22 protein-coding genes and 2 tRNA genes are annotated in these 21215 nt (G+C 41.8%); 11 read left to right on the top strand and 13 right to left on the bottom strand.

What is annotated here, in order from left to right; translation table 11 throughout:
* Positions 1-28 precede the first annotated feature (28 nt).
* Together G563_RS0130960 and G563_RS0130955 are read right to left on the bottom strand one after the other, a co-directional pair.
* A complete protein-coding gene (locus G563_RS0130960; protein ID WP_028668747.1) occupies positions 29-1264 on the bottom strand; it encodes a type II toxin-antitoxin system HipA family toxin in 1236 nt (411 codons plus the stop codon).
* Positions 1261-1569, bottom strand: a complete 309-nt coding sequence (locus G563_RS0130955) for a helix-turn-helix domain-containing protein (RefSeq protein ID WP_028668746.1) — start codon at positions 1567-1569, stop codon at positions 1261-1263. Before G563_RS0130955 ends, G563_RS0130960 begins: the two co-directional genes overlap by 4 nt.
* Positions 1570-2157: 588 nt before the next feature.
* Between G563_RS0130955 and G563_RS0130945 the strand changes: the two genes are divergently transcribed.
* The gene (locus G563_RS0130945; protein ID WP_028668745.1) at positions 2158-2607 is read left to right on the top strand and encodes a DUF6756 family protein; all 450 of its coding nucleotides are present in this window, start codon (positions 2158-2160) and stop codon (positions 2605-2607) included.
* A gap of 270 nt (positions 2608-2877) precedes the next feature.
* Here G563_RS0130945 and G563_RS0130940 read toward each other — a convergent pair.
* From G563_RS0130940 to G563_RS0130905, 7 genes are all read right to left on the bottom strand, one after another.
* Positions 2878-2964: transfer RNA gene (locus G563_RS0130940), tRNA-Leu, on the bottom strand.
* Between the two features lie 47 nt (positions 2965-3011).
* Positions 3012-3084 (bottom strand) — tRNA-Gly (locus G563_RS0130935).
* Positions 3085-3202: 118 nt separating this feature from the next.
* The gene (locus tag G563_RS0130925; RefSeq protein ID WP_028668744.1) at positions 3203-4057 is read right to left on the bottom strand and encodes a UbiA family prenyltransferase; all 855 of its coding nucleotides are present in this window, start codon (positions 4055-4057) and stop codon (positions 3203-3205) included.
* Between the two features lie 21 nt (positions 4058-4078).
* The gene (gene porG / locus G563_RS0130920; RefSeq protein WP_028668743.1) at positions 4079-4840 is read right to left on the bottom strand and encodes a type IX secretion system protein PorG; all 762 of its coding nucleotides are present in this window, start codon (positions 4838-4840) and stop codon (positions 4079-4081) included.
* Between the two features lie 252 nt (positions 4841-5092).
* The gene (gene porG, locus G563_RS0130915; protein ID WP_028668742.1) at positions 5093-6910 is read right to left on the bottom strand and encodes a type IX secretion system protein PorG; all 1818 of its coding nucleotides are present in this window, start codon (positions 6908-6910) and stop codon (positions 5093-5095) included.
* 139 nt (positions 6911-7049) lie between these two features.
* Positions 7050-8495, bottom strand: coding sequence for a leucyl aminopeptidase family protein (locus G563_RS0130910; RefSeq protein ID WP_028668741.1), 1446 nt, complete (start codon positions 8493-8495; stop codon positions 7050-7052).
* Positions 8496-8602: 107 nt separating this feature from the next.
* Entirely contained in the window at positions 8603-9295 is a 693-nt protein-coding gene (locus G563_RS0130905; protein WP_028668740.1) for a sulfite oxidase-like oxidoreductase, read from the bottom strand.
* Positions 9296-9475: 180 nt separating this feature from the next.
* Here G563_RS0130905 and G563_RS0130900 point away from each other — a divergent pair, with 180 nt between their 5' ends.
* The 7 genes from G563_RS0130900 to G563_RS0130870 all read left to right on the top strand — a co-directional run bounded on the left by G563_RS0130900 (position 9476) and on the right by G563_RS0130870 (position 15127).
* The gene (locus G563_RS0130900; protein ID WP_028668739.1) at positions 9476-10396 is read left to right on the top strand and encodes an EamA family transporter; all 921 of its coding nucleotides are present in this window, start codon (positions 9476-9478) and stop codon (positions 10394-10396) included.
* 7 nt (positions 10397-10403) lie between these two features.
* Positions 10404-11033, top strand: a complete 630-nt coding sequence (locus tag G563_RS0130895; RefSeq protein WP_028668738.1) for a DJ-1/PfpI family protein — start codon at positions 10404-10406, stop codon at positions 11031-11033.
* A gap of 155 nt (positions 11034-11188) precedes the next feature.
* Positions 11189-11686, top strand: a complete 498-nt coding sequence (locus G563_RS0130890; RefSeq protein ID WP_028668737.1) for a hypothetical protein — start codon at positions 11189-11191, stop codon at positions 11684-11686.
* Between the two features lie 269 nt (positions 11687-11955).
* Complete coding sequence (locus tag G563_RS0130885) at positions 11956-12954, top strand: M28 family peptidase (protein WP_028668736.1); 999 nt, start codon at positions 11956-11958, stop codon at positions 12952-12954.
* Positions 12955-12965: 11 nt separating this feature from the next.
* Complete coding sequence (locus G563_RS0130880; RefSeq protein ID WP_051211321.1) at positions 12966-13358, top strand: hypothetical protein; 393 nt, start codon at positions 12966-12968, stop codon at positions 13356-13358.
* 84 nt (positions 13359-13442) lie between these two features.
* Complete coding sequence (locus tag G563_RS0130875) at positions 13443-14825, top strand: serine aminopeptidase domain-containing protein (protein WP_028668734.1); 1383 nt, start codon at positions 13443-13445, stop codon at positions 14823-14825.
* Complete coding sequence (locus G563_RS0130870) at positions 14822-15127, top strand: rhodanese-like domain-containing protein (protein ID WP_037328673.1); 306 nt, start codon at positions 14822-14824, stop codon at positions 15125-15127. Before G563_RS0130875 ends, G563_RS0130870 begins: the two co-directional genes overlap by 4 nt.
* Positions 15128-15130: 3 nt before the next feature.
* On the opposite strand, the gene dapF is transcribed toward G563_RS0130870, so the two are convergent.
* A complete protein-coding gene (gene dapF / locus G563_RS0130865; protein WP_037328671.1) occupies positions 15131-15925 on the bottom strand; it encodes a diaminopimelate epimerase in 795 nt (264 codons plus the stop codon).
* 92 nt (positions 15926-16017) lie between these two features.
* A complete protein-coding gene (rplS, locus tag G563_RS0130860; RefSeq protein ID WP_028668731.1) occupies positions 16018-16377 on the bottom strand; it encodes a 50S ribosomal protein L19 in 360 nt (119 codons plus the stop codon).
* A gap of 273 nt (positions 16378-16650) precedes the next feature.
* Between rplS and G563_RS0130850 the strand changes: the two genes are divergently transcribed.
* On the top strand, positions 16651-17796 hold the full coding sequence (locus G563_RS0130850) for a glycosyltransferase family 4 protein (RefSeq protein WP_028668730.1): 1146 nt from the start codon (positions 16651-16653) through the stop codon (positions 17794-17796).
* Positions 17793-18656 (top strand): alpha-1,2-fucosyltransferase, encoded by an 864-nt coding sequence (locus tag G563_RS0130845; protein ID WP_028668729.1) that lies wholly within the window; start codon positions 17793-17795, stop codon positions 18654-18656. The genes G563_RS0130850 and G563_RS0130845 overlap by 4 nt, the downstream gene beginning before the upstream one ends.
* Positions 18657-18661: 5 nt before the next feature.
* Here G563_RS0130845 and G563_RS36360 read toward each other — a convergent pair whose 3' ends face one another.
* The gene (locus G563_RS36360) at positions 18662-19501 is read right to left on the bottom strand and encodes a c-type cytochrome (RefSeq protein WP_037328668.1); all 840 of its coding nucleotides are present in this window, start codon (positions 19499-19501) and stop codon (positions 18662-18664) included.
* Between the two features lie 9 nt (positions 19502-19510).
* Positions 19511-20242: an NIPSNAP family protein gene (locus tag G563_RS0130835; RefSeq protein WP_028668728.1), complete on the bottom strand. Its 732-nt coding sequence runs from the start codon at positions 20240-20242 to the stop codon at positions 19511-19513.
* Positions 20243-20294: 52 nt separating this feature from the next.
* On the opposite strand from G563_RS0130835, the gene G563_RS0130830 reads away from it, so the two are divergent.
* The gene (locus G563_RS0130830; protein WP_028668727.1) at positions 20295-21155 is read left to right on the top strand and encodes a glycerophosphodiester phosphodiesterase family protein; all 861 of its coding nucleotides are present in this window, start codon (positions 20295-20297) and stop codon (positions 21153-21155) included.
* Positions 21156-21215 lie beyond the last annotated feature (60 nt).

The raw sequence follows: 21215 nt of genomic DNA, 5'->3' as shown, positions 1-21215 counted from the left end.
TGTTATTGCCTAGAGATTTAAAATCTACTCAATGTCTCTCTATTACCTTTTCTATCAAATCAATAGTAGGTTTGTGAACTCCATATTCTTTTGCCAATGGTCGCCATTTCTTTAAAGCCATTTGCGTTTGAGCCAGAATGCCTTTTATCTGTGTCATAGGAATTTTTGCTTCAAGACCCAATTTAGTCAAATGCTCTATCCCCGGATTACGCCCTTCTCCCAAAACCATGGTACTCTGTTCGCCACCTGGTCCAGACGAAAAGGTCAAATCATAGGCCGGAGCCAGTTTCCAAACTCCTGCCTCATTCATTAAAAAACTGAAATTCTTAGCGTGGTCGTCTCGATTGTGAGCTAATACATTGAAAACGGCCAAACGGAACATTTTTTCGGCTTCTCTAACATCTCGCGTCAGCATCCCCGTCACGGCAATTAAATCCTCATAATCAAGAGAAGGTGTTCGGAAATCTGCGTGTAAAAGGCCACTTGCTGTATGCACATGAATGCGTTTGTTGCCTTCCCTATCAAAACGTTTTACCCCAAAAAAACCAGCCCCTTTATTCGACGGAAATAAATGCACCGGCGGCATAGTAAGTCCTGCTTCCTGAGCCATGAGAGCATACACATATTCAATAGCTCCCGCATCCGTACCATCTTGTGTATTAGGAAACTTAACCAGCCAATGTTCATAACCTTCAGGCAAACTGCTAACTCCATGAGAAATATGTTCACGAGTCACATCCACGCTAATCATTGCTTTTGGCCGCGCTCCGGCAGAGGAGCCATTTAGAGCCAATAGTTCTTGCAAAATATCTTCGGCCCTGCCCGCCAATACCTGCTGTGCATGATCCGCTAATATATCAAGATTGATAGCCCCTTCTCTCTCACTGATACTATAGTCTGGCTCATAAATAAGCGCTCCCATGCCATATTTCCCTACATGAGCCAAACGCTCCAAGGGTGTGATTTCATCAGGTGTCTTGCCTTGGGAACGCATTAGACGATCAAACAATAAACGTCCCCATCCATCTGGCAAACTATCATTAAAAACGCCTGGAAGTCCTTCAAACAGCCGATACGAAAATGAAAAAACACCCGATTTTAGAGGAAGGATGCGGGGGGATATTTCGAGGCCGCTCTTTATAAAGGAAGGAAGGTATTCGAAGTATATATCACGTTCTCGCATAGCCAACCTTCCTACGGGAATAGTTTCAGTGCCAAAATCAAGGCCAACCTTCACTTCTTTTATCGAACCTCTATGCTTCATTTGCGACGTCCTCGTTTACGAATGGGGTGCTCATCCTTTTTCAAAACTTCATCAATCGAAGAGAAGGCAGGCTTTAGGGGTTTAATTGCCTCAACGATTTCTTCTAGTCCACCTACTATCAGAAGTAATTTCAGAAAGGATTCTAACGAAATCATCCCCTTTTGTTCAAACTTACGTAGGGTTGGCAAGGCAACACCTGATCTATCTGCCAATCCTTCTTGAGTCAGACCCAGTCGTAGTCGCCGCTCGCGGATATTCTCAGCAAGTTTTTTTTGTGCTTTTGAAACAGTTATAAGTAATATCATTATATTATTTAACTTTTATTATTTTACATTACTAATATAATAGTATTACAAATTTACCAAATCAAGGGTAAAATATTGAGTAAAACATTATCTTTATCCCATTCACTATCACTCCTCACTATTGGCTGCCACTAAGCCACTGCTCTGACCATTTCTTATCTTGCCTTTTATCACTGTGTTTGCATAATTTTTGGAGCATTTGAAGCGGCACTTTATCATCGTCGGGCCACATTGGTAGTTAGTCGGCAATCTTGAAATTAACCAGCATTTCTTTTTTGACAAAGCCGATAAAACACATGCAGCAACAATAGAAGAGTGGTCAACTCAAATAATAAACCATTTCTCAAAATGATTTATGCTGTCAAAACTTAGGTCATAACTGAAAAACTGCCACAAATCAGGACTTTGATTGACGTGAAAGTAATAGACCAGTTGCTAACGTAGTATTCCCAAAATGAGGGCTGACGGAAGTATATCAACTGATGTTCTTCTATTAGCTTTTGTGCTATATTTGAACTGACGTTTTTCAAACACCCTGCCTTCAGCAATACCCGAACCGTTGGCTACAATTATAAACAAGAAGTGTAAATGTTTTGGCAAGAGCACATAGACATCCTCAAGAAAAAGTATCCGCAATCTGACTTTCGATATCCTTTTACAGATTGGTACACTGTACTCCAGAGCATCCAAGCGAAGTTTATTGCGAAGCACGATTCAAACTATCATTTCACAAACTGGATAGACAACATAAAAAATCAATCCCTTATTAGAACATTTCCTCGTCACCAGATCACAGCTGAGATAAATAAGCTCAATCCGACCACTAACTATTGGCTCGTTATTGTAGGCGACGCTCCAACTTCAAAGATGCTTATCTATGACTGTAAAGTATCTCCAATAAATTCTCTCATTTCACTTGCAAACAGCCACTTCTTCATTATCGACAAAAAATACAAATGGCTCACCTACTTTCAAATCGACAATGAGCAAATTTCGTTGATTAAGAGTGGCAATGGTGAAACTCCCTTTGACAAATGAAGATGACTATAGCCAACACAGGTTTTACATCAGGCGGGCTGAGTCGCTGCGATGCAAACTTGGAGCTTTGTGCTTCTAATAAACTTTAATAATAAGTTGAAACTTGGGACTCCGAAACCTAAGTACCAAAATGTTAGTACCAATCTCCACTAAGGTTGGCTGAGGAGAAAACCAAAGCTTTTTTACTAATTGGTAGTCCGATACGTTCAAAAATGTTGTACCAAACAAAAACGGGTTGCACAATTTCTTGTACAACCCGTTGATAATCAGTACTGGAAGCGGGAATCGAACCCGCACGGACTTTTACGGTCCACAGGATTTTAAGTCCTGCGCGTCTACCTATTCCGCCATTCCAGCCCGGCGTGCATTAGGGATAAAAAAAGCACCGTTTTGGCGGTGCTTTGAGCGGAAGACGGGGTTCGAACCCGCGACCTCGACCTTGGCAAGGTCGCGCTCTACCAGCTGAGCTACTTCCGCGTATGTTGTTGCCAATTGTTATTTGGTGGTGCAAAAGTAGGCGGTTTAAGTATATCACGCAAGTTTTTTCTCAAAAAAAATGCCTTTTTTTTGAGAAAAATTTACAATTTATTGAAAATCAGAACTTCCAAAAAAGTAAAACGCCAAAACAAATATTGAGACATACCGCCGCTATTAGGTTCAAATACATGGTATTTTTAAAATTAGCTTGACGTTCGTCTTGCCAAACCTTCCACATCCACCTTCCAAAGAAAAGTAGTAAGGGCCCAAGTAAGATGACTAACAACAGCAAATGAGTCGTAAAACCAAAATAATATAAAAATCCCCCTCCAGATAGCCCTAGCCAAAAGCAAGCATTCACAAACGTACCCTTAATTCCCAGCAATCTGCTCATGGTCATATCTCCGCGTTTTGCGTCTTCTTCATGTTGATATACTTGAGTCAGTGGATAGATAGCCAATAAATTGGACGTACAAATCAGCGCTGGTACAAGTTGGGGTATTAGCTCAGAAAAAGTCGCTTGTGGCGCTACAGCCCTAAAAACAGCCACGTAGGTAAGTGCTCCTTGAAAGGTAGTAACCACAATCCAACTCAAAATAGGATACTTTTTGAGCCGAATCATAGGGTGACTGTAGGCTTTCGACACTAGTCCATACACAAATAAGTAAACTACAAATTCGATATTAACAAATAAGTACCCTACTATCAACCCCACAAGATCCATTGCCCAAGCAACGTACCATAATCCTTTGGTGACAGGCGGAGGCGTTTCGAGCAATCCGATGCTACCTTCGTCTTTATCATAGTAACTGTTGTAAGCATTGCTGGCAGGAAACAACAAAAAATGTAAAATAAAAAACACCCACCATGCCTTTTCTACGTCGATTTGGGGTGCTTGACTCAACGCAAAAAGAAAAATAGGAAGTAATAAAAAAGAAAAAGGCAACCGTAGATGAATGATGATATTTTTCATTAGAGGGGTATAAGTATTCTGCTAAAAATAGTCATTCATTGGGACTTTACACTTAGTAGGGTTCCTATTTTTAAAACCAAAGGGTTTTTGAAGAAAACGATAAGTAAGCAACACTCCCCAAAATTGATATCTATCGTTTTTGGCAGGATTGGCGGCATGACTTATGCCGTCTAAATAATCCGAAAAGGCAAACCTGAAGGTGGCCTCAACACCCAAAGTCCATTGATACGCAAAATGATACTTCAATCCCAAACCTACAGGAACTGCCCCGTGCAAAAAACGAGACGGCGCTTGTTTGTCTTTAAGTATGCCCTCTACGATAAAAGGTTTTTCTTCAAACATATTGTCCATGTTAGGCTTAGACACAGTATGAATCATCCCAAAACCTGCTAGTAAATAGGGCGAAAACGAGGGTTTGAAGCGTGATTTCAACGAAGGATGATACAGCGGCCAAAAATGCCATTCGACTTGTGCTGATAGTTCATTTAAGGAGGCCTGTGTCGTAAAATTCCTAAAGGCCCTATCTTCATAATGACTATCTCTTCCTGACAACTGCCCTTGTAAAAATGATAATCTCAACGCTAACCTTTCCGAAAAATTATACCTACTCAAGATACCCCAAGCAGGTTGAGGCTCCCTAGTCAACCAATCTGACTTGTTCAGATCGCCTAAATACCCCGACATCCCTGCCCAAAGCCCTGCTTCTAATCGTTGTTGTGCTTTTGAGATTGTAGTACATACAATCAAGCAAAGCGTCATCAATCCCCCTCTGCCACTTTTCATAAAAGAGTTTTATATCATAACTCTTCTAAAACGCAAAAACGGAGCGAAAGTTATTCGACTCAGTTTGTGATGAGGGGTTTTGTATTTAACGGGCAAAATCGATTCTGATGAAAACTACTTAAAAACTTCACCACACTACAAAGCGTTTTTAAGTATAATCTTCACGCTCAAGCATGGCAAGAGGTACTTTTCTAAAATAAAAATGCGAGGGGAACTAACTCCACTCGCATTTTTATAAAAGTTGTCAGTTTGTTATTGCTTAAAGGCTTCTACTTCCGCACGGCGGTTTTGTTGTCTGCCTTCTTCGGTAGTATTATCGGCCGCAGGAGTTGTTTCCCCCAAGCCACGTAACAACACTCGTGTGGCACTGATTCCTTTGGATTGCAAGTAATCAAGACAAGCCTTGGCTCTTTTCTCTGACAAACGCTGATTATAAGAATCCGAGCCTACATTGTCGGCATGTCCCGAAATCCGTAATTTGTAACTTGGATTTTTGGTCATCAAATCTGCGACATTGTTTAAGATCGTTTTGTAGGCATCTTGTAGTACGGCACTATTGCTACCAAACAAAATCGGCTCAATCTTCACATCTAGCAGTTTTTGCGACTCATCAATTTTCACGCCTTGTTTTTTGGCCGCTTTTGCTTCCAAAAGGGCTTTTTTCTCGGCCGCTTTGATGATAGCCTTCAACGTCTTGGCATCAGGGCAACCTTCAAATTCAGCAGTGCCCGCTACATCTGGACAACGGTCTTTGGCATCTTCTACTCCATCCGAATCTGAATCTGGACAGCCATTAAATTGCGCCACACCCGCTACGTCTGGGCAAGCGTCGTCTTTGTCAGCCACTCCGTCGTTGTCTTTATCAGGGCAACCTTTGAGTTCGGCCTTGCCTGCTGCGTCTGGACAAGCGTCGTCTTTATCGGCCACTCCGTCGTTGTCTTTATCAGGACAGCCTTTGAGTTCGGCCTTACCAGCTGCGTCTGGACAAGCGTCTTCTTTGTCAGGGATGCCATCATTATCCTTATCAGGGCAGCCCTTAAATTCGGCCTTACCAGCTACGTCAGGGCACTCATCATCTTTGTCGGCGATGCCATCCTTGTCACGGTCAGGACAACCTCTCAATGACACTAGTCCAGCCTCATTAGGACAAGCATCATCTTTGTCGGCTATACCATCACCATCAGCATCTGGGCAGCCTTTAAGCGAAGCCAGCCCAGCCACATCTGGGCAATCATCATCTTTGTCAGCCACTCCGTCGTTGTCTTTATCGGGGCAACCTTTCATCCTAACTGACCCTGGCACCGTGGGGCAAGCGTCTTTTTCGTCAGGAATACCATCTCGGTCGGTGTCTTTTTTGTCGAAGCGGTAGGTAAGCGAAATATTGGATAGCTTGTAGCGGTCGTCGCGCCCAGGATTTGCCCCTTGACTGATACCATCCAAGTAATCAGAAAAAGCAAGGCGAAAGCCAGCTTCTACACCTACCACCCAATTTCTATTCAAATCATAACGGACGCCTATCCCAAAAGGAATGACAAAGTTGGTGTTTGAATAGCTAGCCGCTTGGTCGGCAATCGCCCCTTGTCTGAAATTGGCAGGAGTTGAAGGAGTTCCTGTAAAATCGGGCTTGGGATTGGTAAAACCAAGACCCGCTCCCGTAAACAAATAAGGCGACAATTTACGTTTGAAACGTACTTGAAATGTCGTAGAGTCATATTTAAAACGCCCTTTGCCCAAAAAGTCATATTCCACAATGGCCGACAAATCAGTAAGAGAAGAACGAGTTTTAAACCCGCGCACTGCACGATCGGCAAAATTGGCGTCGTTGCCAGAAAGTGTACCGAAGGTCAAAGCACCCCTTAAAGCCCAATTTCTATTGAAATGATAACGTCCCAAAAGGCCTCCGCTAAATTTGGGTTCTTGAGAAAAAAAGTCAGATTTATTTAAGTCGCCCAAATATCCAGATAGGCCAAGTCCAGCCCCTACTTCCCAACGAGGTTGGGTTTGTTGGGCATAAGCTGTGCTGACTGTCAAGCTTAGCCATACGAAACTCTTCAGTAATGTTTTATTCATAAATATCCGTCATTTTACGCCTAAAACTAACAGAAGCTAGCTAGAATACCAAAATATAATCTTGCTATCTTGATAGCTTTACCGATGAGAGTCTTTGTCGAATAAAACCTTAAACTAATTTTTTAAGAAAACAAGAAAATTATCCTCGCGTTCTCAGCCATTCTATCAACAAACGAACTCCGTAAGCAGTGCTTGATTTCATGGTACCAAACTCAGAATCTCCAAAAGCGGTGCCTGCAATATCTAAATGCGCCCAACTTTGGTGTTTGTCAACAAAAACCTCTAAAAACTTTGCCGCAACTATCGCTCCAGCAAAAGGTTTTCCATGGAAATTTTTGACATCCGCCACATCAGACTTTAGTTCATCTTTATAATCATCCCAAAGTGGTAATCGCCATAATTTTTCACCCGTTTGTTGTCCACTTTGGTATAGGCTTTCCGCGAGTTTTTCATTGTTGGTAAACATCCCTGCGGCATGATAGCCCAATGTAGCCACGCAGCTTCCGGTGAGGGTTGCCAAATCGATGAGTACATCAGGTTGAAAGTTTTTGATAATATAGCTCAAGCCGTCTGCCAAAATAAGACGCCCTTCCGCATCTGTATCTATGACTTCGATTGTTTTTCCCGAAAAACTTCCTATCACATCTCCCGGTTTCAGCGCTAGGCCATCGATGGAATTTTCGGTGGAAGGAATTACCCCTATCACATGTACTGGCAACTGAAGTTTAGCGGCTAGTTCGATGGTTCCTAGTACCGCTGCGGCCCCGCCCATATCAGACTTCATATAGTGCATATTAGTCGATTGCTTGAGCGAAACACCGCCTGTATCAAACGTCACACCTTTGCCCACCAATCCTATCTTTTGAGTCGCTTCAGGGTGCTTATACTCCAACACTATAAATCTTGGTGGGTTTTTGCTACCGGCACTTACTCCTAGAAGTGCCTGCAACCCCATTTCGGCGCACTCAAGCTCATCATAAACTTTTACCAAATAGCCATACTTAGTACCCGAATCGAGCGCCCAATTCCCCAAGCTCTCAGGAGATTTTTTGTTGGACGGCGCATTCATCAAATCCATGATTCTTATCTGCGTCCAAGCCGTAGCTTCTCCCCTAAAAGCTTGTTGTTGAGCCAATTCAGCATTAGCCTCTTCCACTACTATTTGTAAAGAAGTATTTTTGCCAAAGAAAGTGGGCGGTATACTCTCTGTTTTATACAAACCCAAATCATAGTCTCCCAACACTACTCCATTGACAATGGCACTTATCCATTCGGTTTCGATTCCACCCAGTGTGAGATTCAAAGCTACCGTATCTGGTAAATCTTTTTTTTGTTTATAAAAAAATGAACGAAGCACCTTGATATAATCGCTTTCTTTGGGAGATTTGCCAAGCCCAAGAAAAAAAACTTTCTGGTTTTCTTGGTAAAAAAGGTGCGTTTGTTTGGCCTCTGCTTTAAAGTCTTGTACCAAAAAATCAGCAAAAGGAAATGATTGTAAGCGCTCTATGAGGGTATCATCTTGTCGAAACAGATAAATAACCGTCTGAGCTGTATTTGTATTCTGATAAACTACTTCTACTTTCATGAATGACAAAGGATAAGAATTTGTTGTCTTCGATTTAATTTGAAAAATATACTAAATACAAAAGCACAGTTAATCCTTTCCTTTAACTGTGCTTTTGTATTTACTTGCTAGCTATAACGGTCGTTACGCCAAGGGTAGGCTGTATTAGAATATCCTCTTTCTTCCCAAAAACCTCGTTTATTTTTAGACAGAAACTCAATTCTTTTAATCCATTTGGAGCCTTTCCAAGCATACAGCTGCGGTGTAATCATCCTGACCGGTCCGCCGTGTTCTTTGGGAAGTGGCTCACCATAGACGGTATGCGCCAACAAGACATCAGGTTTGAGCGCTTCTTCGAGCGACACATTGGTAGTGTAGGTATCGTATCCATAGCACATCAAATGCGTAGCGGTTTCTTTGGGCTGTACGAGGGCCGCAATATCCATCAAACGTACGCCAATCCACGACATATCAAGTTTTGACCAAGTGGTTACACAATGAAAATCAGACACATCTTCGGTTTGGGGAAGGGCCATAAAATCATCCCATGTCAAAACCATCGGATGCTCTACTTCGCCATCAATATAAAGTCGCCAGCGGTCAAGGGTCACATTGGGCTGATAGCCCAAATCCAGCACGGGCCATTTGGCAGTAACGGTCTGTCCTACTGGCACTTGAGGCATACCATGTCGATTGGTTTCGCCATGTCCTTGGGGACGTGCATCGGCGATTGAAGGGGTATTTTTGATTTTTTCTTCAAAGCGTTCTTTAAGTTTCATTCGCGCTTCGATGATGCGGTCAAGTTTGTTATTTTCTTCCATGATGCACAAAGTTAGATACAGATTTCTTTTGTATAATACAATAACCTCTCTACTCTCATAAAAGTTGATTAATGGAATAGATTTTAAGTACAATCTCTAGCAAAGGTATTTTCGAAGGTATGGGCGAAGGTAAAAACACTGTTTTCCCCAAACCAAGCACATTTGTAGTACTTTTGTGACATGAAATCGTCATCTTCTGCCAAGCTTTGGCTCAATCTACTATTGGTATATATCGTATGGGGTTCCACTTTTTTAGGCGTACGGTATGCCATCCAAACCCTTCCACCTCTTCTAACCAACTCAATTCGTTTTTTGGTGGGGGGTATTTTGTTTTTCTTATTTACACTTCTGCGTGGATACTCTATACCCTCCCTAAAGCAGTGGCTTTCTGCGGCTTGGGTTGGGTTGTTGTTGAGTGGTATTGGCAATTGTGCCGTTGCATATGCTATTGGTTTTATGCCTACCGGTATGGTAGCGCTACTGGTAGCCACCTTGCCCGGATGGATAGTAGGTTTGGATTATTATTTTTTTTCAAAACAAAAACCCTCCTGGCTTACCCTTTTAGGATTGGCGGTGGGTTTGGTAGGAATGTATATTTTACTCAATCCTTTGGGACAAATCAAAAACCAAGAAATCCCGCTTTTTCCTGCTAGTTTGGTTTTTATTGGCTCTATTACTTGGGCGTGGGGTTCATTACAATCCCCCTACCTTGACATGCCCCCTCAAATGCAGACTACGGCTATTCAGATGCTTGGTGGGGGTATATTTTCGCTGCTGATGAGTTTGTGGTTGGAGCCACAGGCATTTTCTACTTTATCATTGATGACTACCCAAACCTACCTTGCCCTAGCTTATTTAATTATTATGGGGTCATTTGTAGGTTATTCGGCTTATGTGTGGCTGCTGCATCATGCTCCTCCTACCCTTACGGCTACTTATGCGTATGTCAATCCGGTAGTAGCGATGATTTTAGGGTGGATCTTTGTCAACGAAAAACTAAGCAGCCGTTCGCTTATCGCGTCATTGGTAGTACTTGCGGGGGTTGTTTTGATTACATTAGGTCGTAAATTTGTTCGTAAACCAAAAACCATAGAAACCTAAAAGACTTATGTCTACGACTAGAGATGTTGCCATATTTTTATTTGACGATGTAGAGGTTCTTGATTTTGCGGGGCCTTACGAGGTATTTAGCGTTGCGGGCTTACGCACACTTCCCCAAAAGCCCTTCAATGTCTTTACCGTAGCCGAGAAATCCCCAATCATAGCCCGCAATGGCCTCACTATCATTCCCGATTACTTACTCGAAGATTGTCCTTTGGCACCTATTTTTCTGGTGCCGGGTGGGGGTGGTTATCGGGCGGATGGTACGCCTTTTGGTAGCCGACGCGAAATGCACAACCCTGTAGTGCTAGAATGGGTACAAAAACAAGCCAACTTTGCTGAGCTCTCACTTTCTGTCTGTACAGGGGCGCTTATCTTGGGACAAGCGGGGGTATTGGAAGGGCTAAAAGCCACTACTCATTTTAAAGCACTGGAGGGTCTAAGAGCTATTTCACCCCATATCGAAGTAATAGAAAACATTAGATACATTGACAATGGCAAGGTGATTTTGTCGGCAGGTGTATCCGCAGGAATCGATATGTCCTACTACGTAGTCAGTAAACTACTCGGGGAAGAACTAGCCAATGAAGCAGCCCAATACGCCCAATATGACTATTGGCCTCCCACCAAAGCTTAGATAGAAAAATGCATCACGACACTTGCAATTTTTACAAAGATTTAATATTTTGCTAGGGTTTTTCTTTACAATTGTAAGTTTTTTTACAAACCTCCCTATTTTTGGGGGAATAACTTTGCCAAACACTCCAATCCCACATTTAACACACAAATTCCATGAAAAAACATCTGTACGCATTTTTATTTGTCTCAGTAGCACTCTTGGGGGGGTGTTCTAAATCCGAACCAGAACCTGAGCCTGCGGAGCAGGTAATTGGGACATACAACGTTGATAAAATAACTATCGCTTTCAAATACAATGATTCACCTGTTGAAGAATCCCAGAGCTACGTCTTACCCTTCAAAGGCACAGGTGGTGAATTGAGTGCAATATTAGATGTCTCTAAAACCTCTTCGAACGTAGTTACGATTTCTTATATTGAAACTGCAAAATATACCGACGGAACTACCGATAAAAATACCGATGTGTACAGCAGTATTGAACTCAAAAAAAACGAGTCTAACTCAGCGATTTTTGATATGTTCAACGCAGGTGCAAAAAGTGGTACTATAGGCGGCGGCACTATCGCTCTTGATGATATTGTGAATGCTAAAGACAGCACTGGTCGCGCCTACACTTATACATTTAGAGTAACTGGCAAAAAAGCCCAATAATTTTTTTGTTTTTTTTTAAAAGCTACGAATCTATCAATGTTGATTCGTAGCTTTTTTTATTTGATTGGTGACAAACATTATCTTTTTTCTTTAATCACACTATAATATACTGTTTATCAACTCCATAACTCACAAACCCAACTTCACTGTTATTTCTCATACGCCAAATATCTATCGCTCATTCGACGTTAATCAAAAACATAAGTTAGTTATTTGGAATTTTATCTAAACGATAAACCCATAATTTTGTCGCTTCCAACATTAAAATCATGAACAGATTCTATAAAGCACTTATCATCCTCACTTTTTTTAGTCTTCTCTGGAATTGCAAAACCAATACCTCTTCCGAGCAAACCACCGAAAGCGAAACCTCTTCTACCCTTGTCAAGACACCTGATTTTAGTGGTGATTCAGCTTATGTTTTTGTAGAAAAACAAGTCAAGTTTGGCCCTCGCATCCCCAACTCCACTGCTCATACTCGCTGTGGGGATTATTTAGTAGCCGAGCTGAAAAGGTTGGGCTGCAGTGTCATTGAGCAGAAGTTTACGGCTACCAACTACGACGGTCGCAAACTCAACGCCCGTAATATCATTGGTACTATCAATCCACAGGCTCCTAAGCGTATCTTGTTGGCTTCGCATTGGGATAGCCGACCAGTGGCCGACGAAGACCCTACCAATAAGCAAGGTGCTATCGATGGAGCCAACGACGGGGCAAGTGGTGTGGGGGTTTTGCTCGAACTTGCTCGTACGATTCAACAAACCAATCAAAAACCTACCGTGGGAATTGACTTTATCTTCTTTGATGTAGAAGACGGCGGTAACTCAGCCGTTGCCAAAGACAAATTCACGGGATTTTGTCTAGGTTCTCAATATTGGGCCGCCAATAAGCATGTTCCTAACTATTCTGCCTATTATGGCGTATTGCTCGACATGGTGGGTGCTAAAGGAGCGACATTTCCCAAAGAAGCATTTTCAAAACAATACGCTGGCGAAATCACCCAAAACCTATGGAATCTAGCCAGTCAACTTGGGTATAGTTCGTATTTTATCCAACAAGACGGTTCGGCCATTACTGACGACCACCTGCCCGTCAACGAAACTGCGAAGATTCCGATGGTTGATATTATCCACCTTCAACTCAATAATCCTCAAAAAACTTTTTTTGAAGATTGGCATACCCATGAAGATGATATGCGCAATATCGATCCCGCTACTTTGAAAGCGGTAGGACAGGTATTGCTGCAAGCATTATATCAAGAATCTTAATCTCCGCTGTCATGAAACATCTACGTATTTTAGTTTTTTCTTTCTTTTTGTCATCTATTTGGGTAGGATGTAGTTCTGCCCCCGACAAATTCGGGAATTTAGATTTAGTAAAATGGAGAAGTGACCGAGGCGGGTGCAATGACGTCAGAAAAGGGCTTGAAAATGACTTAAAACAAACCCAAGATAAACTTTTAGGAAAGCATATTGAAGAAGTAGGCAGGATGTTTGGCCGTCCAGACATTAATCAGTTGGCGGGAAGAGACCAAAAATTTTATGTCTATTTTTTAGAAAAAGGGCCTCATTGCAACGACATCGCTCAAAAATCCAACGCTCAAAAACTAATTTTGAGGTTCAATTCTGTAGGTTTGCTCTCCGAAATCACTTTTCAGGCACAACCTTTGTAATAAACCCTATCAATGTCACTGTTGTTAGAAGTTACAAAACAGTCGCAATCTATATGCCTATCAACGATTAAAATTTCCAATCAGATGCGTTTTAGTTTATTATTTTTTCTCTTATTTCTGACAGGTTTTACAGTACTAGCTCAGCATTTAAGGCACAAAGGTTCCCTCGGAATTCAATACGTCGAAGCATCTGATTCTTTGTTGGCCGAAGAACGTGTACTAGAAACCAGGGGAATTTGGGTAAAATCCGTTACGCCAGGTCTCACCGCTGCGGCGTTGGGTATTCAAGTCAATGATATTTTAGTGGCTGTCAACAATATCGACTCTCTTTACTTATATGATTTTCAGAAATTAGAAAAAAGCATCTACGAAAACGAACCTATTTCGATTACATACATCAGAGGACGTCGTAAAAATAGAGTCGTCGGACAGGTGGTAGCGGGTCGAAAAGAATCATCAAAAGGAGAGGTAAGATACGAAGAAATGGCGTACAATCGAGGTTATTTACGTACCCTTATCCATAAGCCATACGGGGCGGCTCGTTTTCCTGCTATATTTTATATTCAAGACTACGAGTGTAGCTCTATCGACTTTTCTAAAGATTCTTTATCTCCTGTCAAAAAGCTTATTGATGGCTGGGTAAAGGCTGGTTATGTGGTGTTTAGGGTTGAAAAACCCGGAATTGGTGAAAGCCAAGGAACAAAAGATTGCTCTCGGTTGAGTTTTCAAGAAGAGCTTTCTGCTTTTCAAAATGCTTTTACTACGTTCAAAAAACTATCTTTTGTAGATAGTACCCAAGCCTTTATTTTTGGACATGGTGTAGGTGGCTCGATTGCCCCTCTCCTAGCAGCTCAAGCCCCTAATAAGCCGCGTGGTATCATGGTTTATGGTAGTACTACCAAACCTTGGTTTGAACACATGATTGATGTTTTCAGAAAACAGCCTCTGCTTCATAAGGAATCTCTCCAAGCTATTGACGCCACGACTCGCATGGTCACACCCTTGCTTTTTGAATGGCTCGTCCAAAACAAAAGCGTAAGTGATTTAATCCAAAATCCAGATTTTGAAGCGATTCTTACTTCTAAAGAAAATCCACTACAATACTACAGAGGAACATTTTTTGGCAAAGCAGCACTCTTTTTTCCTGAACTCAATCAGCAAAACATCACTCAGGCATGGATAGAAGCAGCTACTCCTACCTTATCTCTGCATGGGGAGTTTGACGAAAAGGCCATGAGTCCAGAATCTGCCCAAAATATTGCTCAGCTTGTAAATGAAGTTTTGGGAGACAAAGGTAGCTATCAACTCATCAAAAATAGTGACCACTGGTTTGGGAAAATACAGTCTTTTGAAGAGTATTACAAACTCATCCAAAGTAAAAAATACACCCGGCACATTGAGCAAAATTTTAACCACGAAATTGTGGATGTAACTGTTAAGTGGATGAAACAACAGCAGCAGCAATGAGTATTGTTTATCAAGATATTTCGCTAGCTACTTTAGAAATTCTGGCCCAACATCCCCAAACTGTCGTTGTAGATGTGCGCGAGCCTTGGGAGTTTGAGGAGTTTAATATAGGAGGGATTAATATTCCACTGGCCGACATTCGAGAGCGACGAAAAGAGGTGGTACCCTTCCAAAATATCATCGTAGTATGCACCAATGGCACGCGCTCGAAAGTAGCAGCAAAAGACTACTGCCGTGCGGAGGAATTACAAACAAAGTCAATTTTCCACCTCCAAGGGGGTATTTTGGAAGTGGAAGATTGAATCTTAATCGACCACAAAAACGCCTTCATATACTTTGACGGCAGGTCCGATTAGATATATATTGTTGAAGCCTGTCTCATCTTCTACAAACGAGACTCGGAGGTCTCCTCCTTTGGTTTTGACATTGATAGGCTCAGTCATTCCAAATCGTTTGTGAGCTACTAAAGCGCAGGCCGTCACACCAGTCCCACACGAGTAGGTTTCGTCTTCTACGCCTCGCTCATAAGTACGTACATAGAGCGTCTGCTCATCGAGGTTTTGCACAAAATTGACATTGGTTCCTCCTTTCGGGCCATATACATCTCCGTAGCGTATTTTTTTACCCTCGGTCACCACATCCACCGCTTCTACCGCTTCTACAAAAGTAACATAGTGAGGAGAGCCTGTATTTAAAAAGTAGTCGTTGCCATCTGGGCTCCCCCCTGTCACATCTCCCATTTTTAAGAAAATCTCTTCTTCACACGCGACGGCCTTGTGCTCACCGTCTACGGCAATGAAAAGCGTATTTTCTTCAAAAAGTCCCAAATCCTGGGCAAATCTTACGGTACAACGCCCGCCATTGCCGCACATACTTCCTTCGCCTCCATCAGCGTTGAAATACACCATTCTGAAATCATATCCTTCGGCATTGCGAAGTAAGATAAGGCCATCAGCACCTATTCCAAAACGGCGATGACATAAAAATTCGATAAAGTTTTTGTCGACAGGAAACTGCTCATCACGGTCGTCTATCATGATAAAGTCATTGCCTGTACCTTGGTACTTTGAAAATCTAATAGAAAATTTATCGGGCAGCATTGGAAGAAGCTATTTGGTATAAAATCAAAAATACAAACATAAAAAAAGCCGCCTCAAAAGACAGCTTTTTTATAACCACTCGCTTTGAGAAATTATTTCTTTTTCTCTTTAACACGAGCGGCTTTGCCTTGTTTACCACGAAGATAAAACAAACGAGCACGACGTACTCTACCCTGACGTACCAATTCGATTTTGTCGATGCTTGGTGACAGAATAGGGATTATACGCTCTACACCCACTCCATTTGATACTTTACGGATAGTAAAGGTCTCTCCACTTCCACCTACATTGCGGCGTTGAATTACGGTTCCAGTAAATACCTGAATCCGCTCTTTGGTACCTTCAATAATTTTAAGGTGAACATTGAGGGTATCCCCTGCCTGAAACGAAGGGATGCTTTCGCGTTTTCCAGCGAATTCTGCATCAACCAACTTGATTAACTCATTAGACATTGTTGTAAATTAAATTGGTGCTTTTTTCAGCGGACGGACACAAACCGTCATTCAAAAAAGCGAGTTATCAAAAAATTGCCCGCAAAAGTACACATTTTAAACGCAAACTAAAACTAGAAGAAAGATTTTTTTATCACAAGTATCCACTCGTAGGTATGCTACAAGGTGGGTAGTAGCACAGCGATTTATCTTTCTCACATAAATTTTATAAAATTTATGTTGCTTTTCTTGAATAAGTGGGTCAAAAGCAAAACTCTATTCCTCTTTTGCGTTATGTCACTCAAGATTGTTATTGCTAGTTTTGATTTTTATCCAGCCCAGCATGGAATAGCCCAAGTAGCATTTCAGCACGCCTTTGGATTGCATCAACTAGGGTATGATGTCACGGTCGTCACGCAACCTTTGTCAAAACAGGTGCCAAAATTCCCCTTCAAACTTGTCTATTTTCCTATCCACTACCGCAGATTTTCGCTTCGCCCCAAAACCGAACAAGAAAAAGATTATCAGACCTACTTGCTTGAGTCAAATGCGGATATTTTCTTTTTTCATTGTTGGGAAACATGGGTGTCTGAACTTGCATTGCCCTTGTGGCAGCATATTAGGGGCAAGACCGTCTTGGTAAGTCATGGCACCACTCTCAATCTAATACTTCCCGGCGTGAAAGGATGGATAAGGTGGTTGATCAATCGGCCATTGGCGTGGCGTTTTCCTGAAAAGTTAAAAAAATTTGACCACTATGTTTTTCTTAGCCACAAACCTGATCTACTTCGCATGACAGATGTGGTGTGGTTCAAACGCCTCTCACTACCAAACTTTTCGGTGATTCCGAATGCGGCCCAACCTGATTTTGATATACCTCCAAGCCTCAATTTTAAGCAACACTACGGAATATCTACCTCAAATATGCTCCTTTGTGTAAGTAATTTCATGAAATCCAAAGGCCAACATCAGTTGATAAAGTGGTTTTTAGAGATGAATTTGGAAGATACTGCCTTGATTTTGATTGGAAGCCATGTCAATTTCTATACCAAAAAGCTAAAAAAACTAGCTTCTACAAAATTAAACAAAACTATCTTTATCTTTGACAAACTATCTCAATCACATATAAAGGCCGCTTATCATGCCTCCACTTTGTTTGTATCAGCTACCTTCACCGAAGTTCAGCCTTTGGTGTTATTAGATTCGATGGCAGCTGGGGTTCCTTTCATATGTAGAGACGTAGGAAGCGTATCTGAGCTAGCAGGTGGGATGTGTTTTCGTACTTCAGAGCAGTTCAAAAAACAAGTTTTTTTTCTCTTGCAACATTCCCAAGAACGTATGCAATTGAGTGAAGCTGGAAAGAAAGCCTTCCACTCAGACTATAATTGGCAAAAAGTAATAAAGACCTATGATGAATTAATAAAAAAATTAGTCTCATGATTATCACGAAACTCCGAGGAGGTCTGGGCAATCAACTTTTTCAGTATGCTTTGGGGAGGCATTTGGCTCTCCGGCATCAGACTGAATTGAGATTTGACACCTCCTACCTCGACAACTCTCATCAATGGACTTATCGTAGTTTTGCATTGGAAGCATTTCATATCCAAGCTACCGCTGCCAATAAAACTGAAATCAAATCATTGAAAGGCACTTTCTCGCCTTGGCTATCAAAAATAAACCTTCCAAGACATTTACATACCCATTATTATCGAGAGCCTTATTTTCACTTTGCACCTTCTATACTATCTATCCCCGACAATACCTATCTGGATGGATACTGGCAATCCGAAAAATATTTCGCTCCCATTGCCTCCACTATCCGGGAAGATTTGGTGATGCAATTTCCTCCTTCTGGTGCTTATCAGAATTGGTCAAAAAAAATCAAAAGTACTTTAGCCGTAAGTGTACATATACGCCGTGGAGACTATCTACACTATTCCAAATCAAATCTTTATCTGTGTACTTGCCCACAAGACTATTATCACCGAGCGCTTGATTTGCTCACCTCCCAAATCTCTTCTTCTTTTACTTTATTTGTATTTTCGGATGATATAGAATGGTGCAAAGCCAATTTATCGTTTTCCTATCCTACCCATTTTGTAGAGCCTCATTCTGCTCCCGAAGACTTGTGGCTGATGGCTTCTTGTCAGCATCACATCATCGCCAACAGCACCTTTAGCTGGTGGGGCGCTTGGCTCAATCCCAATCCCAATAAAATAGTAATCGCCCCGCTGGAGTGGTTCCATTCGGGGCGATTTGATACCAAAGACCTACTTCCTGAGTCTTGGCTTAGAATCTAAGAATCCTATACTTTATGCTTCGCCATGTACTGCAAATACCTCACGATTTCGTCGAGTTCTCTATCGCTCAAATGAGTCACGGCTGGCATTTTGCAGTCGTTACGATACGATGAAGGAGCTTTCACAAATTGTTTGATATGCTCTACTTGCCAATACTCAGTGATACTTTTGGGATAATTGAGCTCAGGCCCCATTTTTCCTCCTACTTTGTTGAGCGAATGGCAAGTCAAACAATTTACTTTAAACAATTCAAATCCTTTGACTTGCGTATCATCTTCTTTAGGAAACAGTACCGCTAATTCCTTTGAAGCGGCTGACAAACTTATTTTGACCAAATTGTAAGGCCATTTATAAGTTACATCCTTGGCAGGCACGTCTGTGTAGACTACATAAAACGGCGCTATTTTCATTTCATGATTCCCTTTTTTGGGATTTATCCAATCTTCGCCTGCGGGAGCATCTGTGTCAGACACAGCCAGATACGCTTTTTTACTCAGTATTTTTGCGAGCGACATCGAAGGATTGTAGCCGTCTTCACACTCAAATACAATTTGGGTTTGGCTGAGGTCAAGTTTTTTGTAAGCCGGCAAAAATTGATCAAGAACCGTCTGCAAAGGAATAGCTTTATAAGACTTGGCCTTAAAAAATACAGGGTCATCTTTGACTTCTACCGTTTGAGCTTCGGGAAGAGAGGCTTTCACATCAGGCAAATAAACACTCAGGCTGTCTTTCACAACCTTTACTACCGTAGTATCAGCCACAGTCGAGTGAGAAGCTTGCTTTTCTGAGCCTCCACAACTACCCAAAACAACTCCCAAAGTCAAACAAATGAGCTGGGTTTTCATTGATTCCGGTTACTTAATAGTTGAGAAATCGGTAGCTTTCATATAGACTGATTCTACTTTAGCTGCCAACTTACCATTCTTTTCTGATTCGTCGCGTGCTTTTATCCAGACAGGATCAGCCCTAAACGCCTCAAACGCCTGTTTTCCAGCTTCTTCACTAGGATGTGCTAAAATATAAATCAATGTATCATCTTTACCATCCACGGTCCAATAGGCAACGTTGGTCATGCCATGTTTTTTAAACAACTTGAGCGTATGATCCCTAAAACGCGTCAACAAATCAGGCAATTTTCCTGTATTGGTGGTATACGTTCGTAGCTCAAATACGCGCTCTTTTTTACTTTTAGAGGATTTGATTTTGGGCGAAAAATCAGTGGCTTTCATAAAAATGCTTTCTATTTTAGAAACAATTTTGCCACTTAACTCCGACTCACTCTGTACTTTTTTCCACTCAGGATCAGACCCGAAAGCTTTCCACGCAGCGTCACGAGCGGCTCGGTCAGGGTACGAAAGTACGTAGATGAGCTTGTTTTCTTCGTGTAAGGGCACCCAATATCCGACATTGGTCATCCCATGCTTTTCGAAGATTTTGGTCGTATGATTACGAAAACGTGTCAATAAAGCATCTAAACGACCTGGTTCGGTATAGTAAATACGGGTTTCGTATAAACGGGTATCTTGTGCATCAGCCGACAATACCGCTCCTAAAATGAGCATAATAAAAAGAATTTGTTTAAACATAAGTGCTTATTTGTTTATTTGCAGTTATTAAAGACACATCATACCACATTCTATGTCTCTCAAAACAAGTTTTCTTTCTTTTTTGTTAGGTTTATTGTTGATGGGTTGTTCGCCCAAAACTTATCTTCATAGTACTTCCCAAGCTATTTTCCAATACCAATCTTCTAGTACCCCTCTCATCAGCGCGCACCGAGGAGGAGGAGACTATGCGGGCTATCCCGAAAACTGCATCGAATCCTTTGAATGGTTGGCTAAGCAAATGCCTCTTATCATTGAATGTGACATTTCTATGACCCAAGACAGCATCATGATGATGATGCACGATGATGCCCTTGAACGTACCACCAATGGCACTGGAAAAGTAAGAGAAGTATCGTGGAAATATTGCCAAAGTTTGCGATTAGAAGACAATAAAGGAACGCTCACTTCTTACAAGATCCCGACCCTCAATGACGTCCTGAAATGGGGCAAAAATAAAGTTTTGTTTACCCTAGATGTGAAACGAAGCGTCCCTTTCGAAAAAGTAATAGAACTAGTCAAAAAGCATAAAGCCGACAGCTATGCCGCTATTATTACCTACAACGCCCAAGATGCGGCGAAGGTACACCGCCTTGCCCCCGAAGTGATGATTTCGGTAACAATCCGTAGCCAAGACGAATACCAACGCCACCACGACCTAGGAATTCCCGACAATCGCATGATTGCCTTTGTGGGTACGAGAGAGCCCAATTCGTCTCTTTGTGAGTTTTTGCACGCCAAAGGCATCAGATGTATACTAGGGACTCTTGGCAACCTAGACAAAATGGCAGCAGCGCGCGGAGACCAGCTTTATCAAGAATTTGTCAAAAAAGGGGCTGATATTCTTTCTTCGGACCGTCCTCTAGAAGCATGGAGAACAATAAAACCCCAATAGAATACCTTCGATGAAGACCTGATGAGATACTCTGAAAACATAATTTGGGGAGGAGTAGTT

The sequence above is a fragment of the Runella zeae DSM 19591 genome (assembly GCF_000423565.1).
Classification (GTDB): Bacteria; Bacteroidota; Bacteroidia; order Cytophagales; family Spirosomataceae; genus Runella; species Runella zeae.
This window is presented reverse-complemented; position numbering and strand designations above follow the sequence as displayed.

Bases quoted from the DNA above. Each gene is read 5' to 3' on its own strand.
- G563_RS0130875 (WP_028668734.1), top strand. From the start codon at position 13,443: ATGCGTTTTAGTTTATTATTTTTTCTCTTATTTCTGACAGGTTTTACA.
- G563_RS0130895 (WP_028668738.1), top strand. From the start codon at position 10,404: ATGTCTACGACTAGAGATGTTGCCATATTTTTATTTGACGATGTAGAG.
- G563_RS0130830 (WP_028668727.1), top strand. From the start codon at position 20,295: ATGTCTCTCAAAACAAGTTTTCTTTCTTTTTTGTTAGGTTTATTGTTG.
- G563_RS0130910 (WP_028668741.1), bottom strand. From the start codon at position 8,495: ATGAAAGTAGAAGTAGTTTATCAGAATACAAATACAGCTCAGACGGTT.
- G563_RS0130850 (WP_028668730.1), top strand. From the start codon at position 16,651: ATGTCACTCAAGATTGTTATTGCTAGTTTTGATTTTTATCCAGCCCAG.
- porG (WP_028668743.1), bottom strand. From the start codon at position 4,840: ATGAAAAGTGGCAGAGGGGGATTGATGACGCTTTGCTTGATTGTATGT.
- G563_RS0130955 (WP_028668746.1), bottom strand. From the start codon at position 1,569: ATGATATTACTTATAACTGTTTCAAAAGCACAAAAAAAACTTGCTGAG.
- G563_RS0130870 (WP_037328673.1), top strand. From the start codon at position 14,822: ATGAGTATTGTTTATCAAGATATTTCGCTAGCTACTTTAGAAATTCTG.
- G563_RS0130835 (WP_028668728.1), bottom strand. From the start codon at position 20,242: ATGTTTAAACAAATTCTTTTTATTATGCTCATTTTAGGAGCGGTATTG.
- G563_RS0130900 (WP_028668739.1), top strand. From the start codon at position 9,476: ATGAAATCGTCATCTTCTGCCAAGCTTTGGCTCAATCTACTATTGGTA.
- G563_RS0130880 (WP_051211321.1), top strand. From the start codon at position 12,966: ATGAAACATCTACGTATTTTAGTTTTTTCTTTCTTTTTGTCATCTATT.
- G563_RS36360 (WP_037328668.1), bottom strand. From the start codon at position 19,501: ATGAAAACCCAGCTCATTTGTTTGACTTTGGGAGTTGTTTTGGGTAGT.
- porG (WP_028668742.1), bottom strand. From the start codon at position 6,910: ATGAATAAAACATTACTGAAGAGTTTCGTATGGCTAAGCTTGACAGTC.
- G563_RS0130960 (WP_028668747.1), bottom strand. From the start codon at position 1,264: ATGAAGCATAGAGGTTCGATAAAAGAAGTGAAGGTTGGCCTTGATTTT.
- dapF (WP_037328671.1), bottom strand. From the start codon at position 15,925: ATGCTGCCCGATAAATTTTCTATTAGATTTTCAAAGTACCAAGGTACA.
- G563_RS0130890 (WP_028668737.1), top strand. From the start codon at position 11,189: ATGAAAAAACATCTGTACGCATTTTTATTTGTCTCAGTAGCACTCTTG.
- rplS (WP_028668731.1), bottom strand. From the start codon at position 16,377: ATGTCTAATGAGTTAATCAAGTTGGTTGATGCAGAATTCGCTGGAAAA.
- G563_RS0130885 (WP_028668736.1), top strand. From the start codon at position 11,956: ATGAACAGATTCTATAAAGCACTTATCATCCTCACTTTTTTTAGTCTT.
- G563_RS0130845 (WP_028668729.1), top strand. From the start codon at position 17,793: ATGATTATCACGAAACTCCGAGGAGGTCTGGGCAATCAACTTTTTCAG.
- G563_RS0130925 (WP_028668744.1), bottom strand. From the start codon at position 4,057: ATGAAAAATATCATCATTCATCTACGGTTGCCTTTTTCTTTTTTATTA.
- G563_RS0130945 (WP_028668745.1), top strand. From the start codon at position 2,158: ATGTTTTGGCAAGAGCACATAGACATCCTCAAGAAAAAGTATCCGCAA.
- G563_RS0130905 (WP_028668740.1), bottom strand. From the start codon at position 9,295: ATGGAAGAAAATAACAAACTTGACCGCATCATCGAAGCGCGAATGAAA.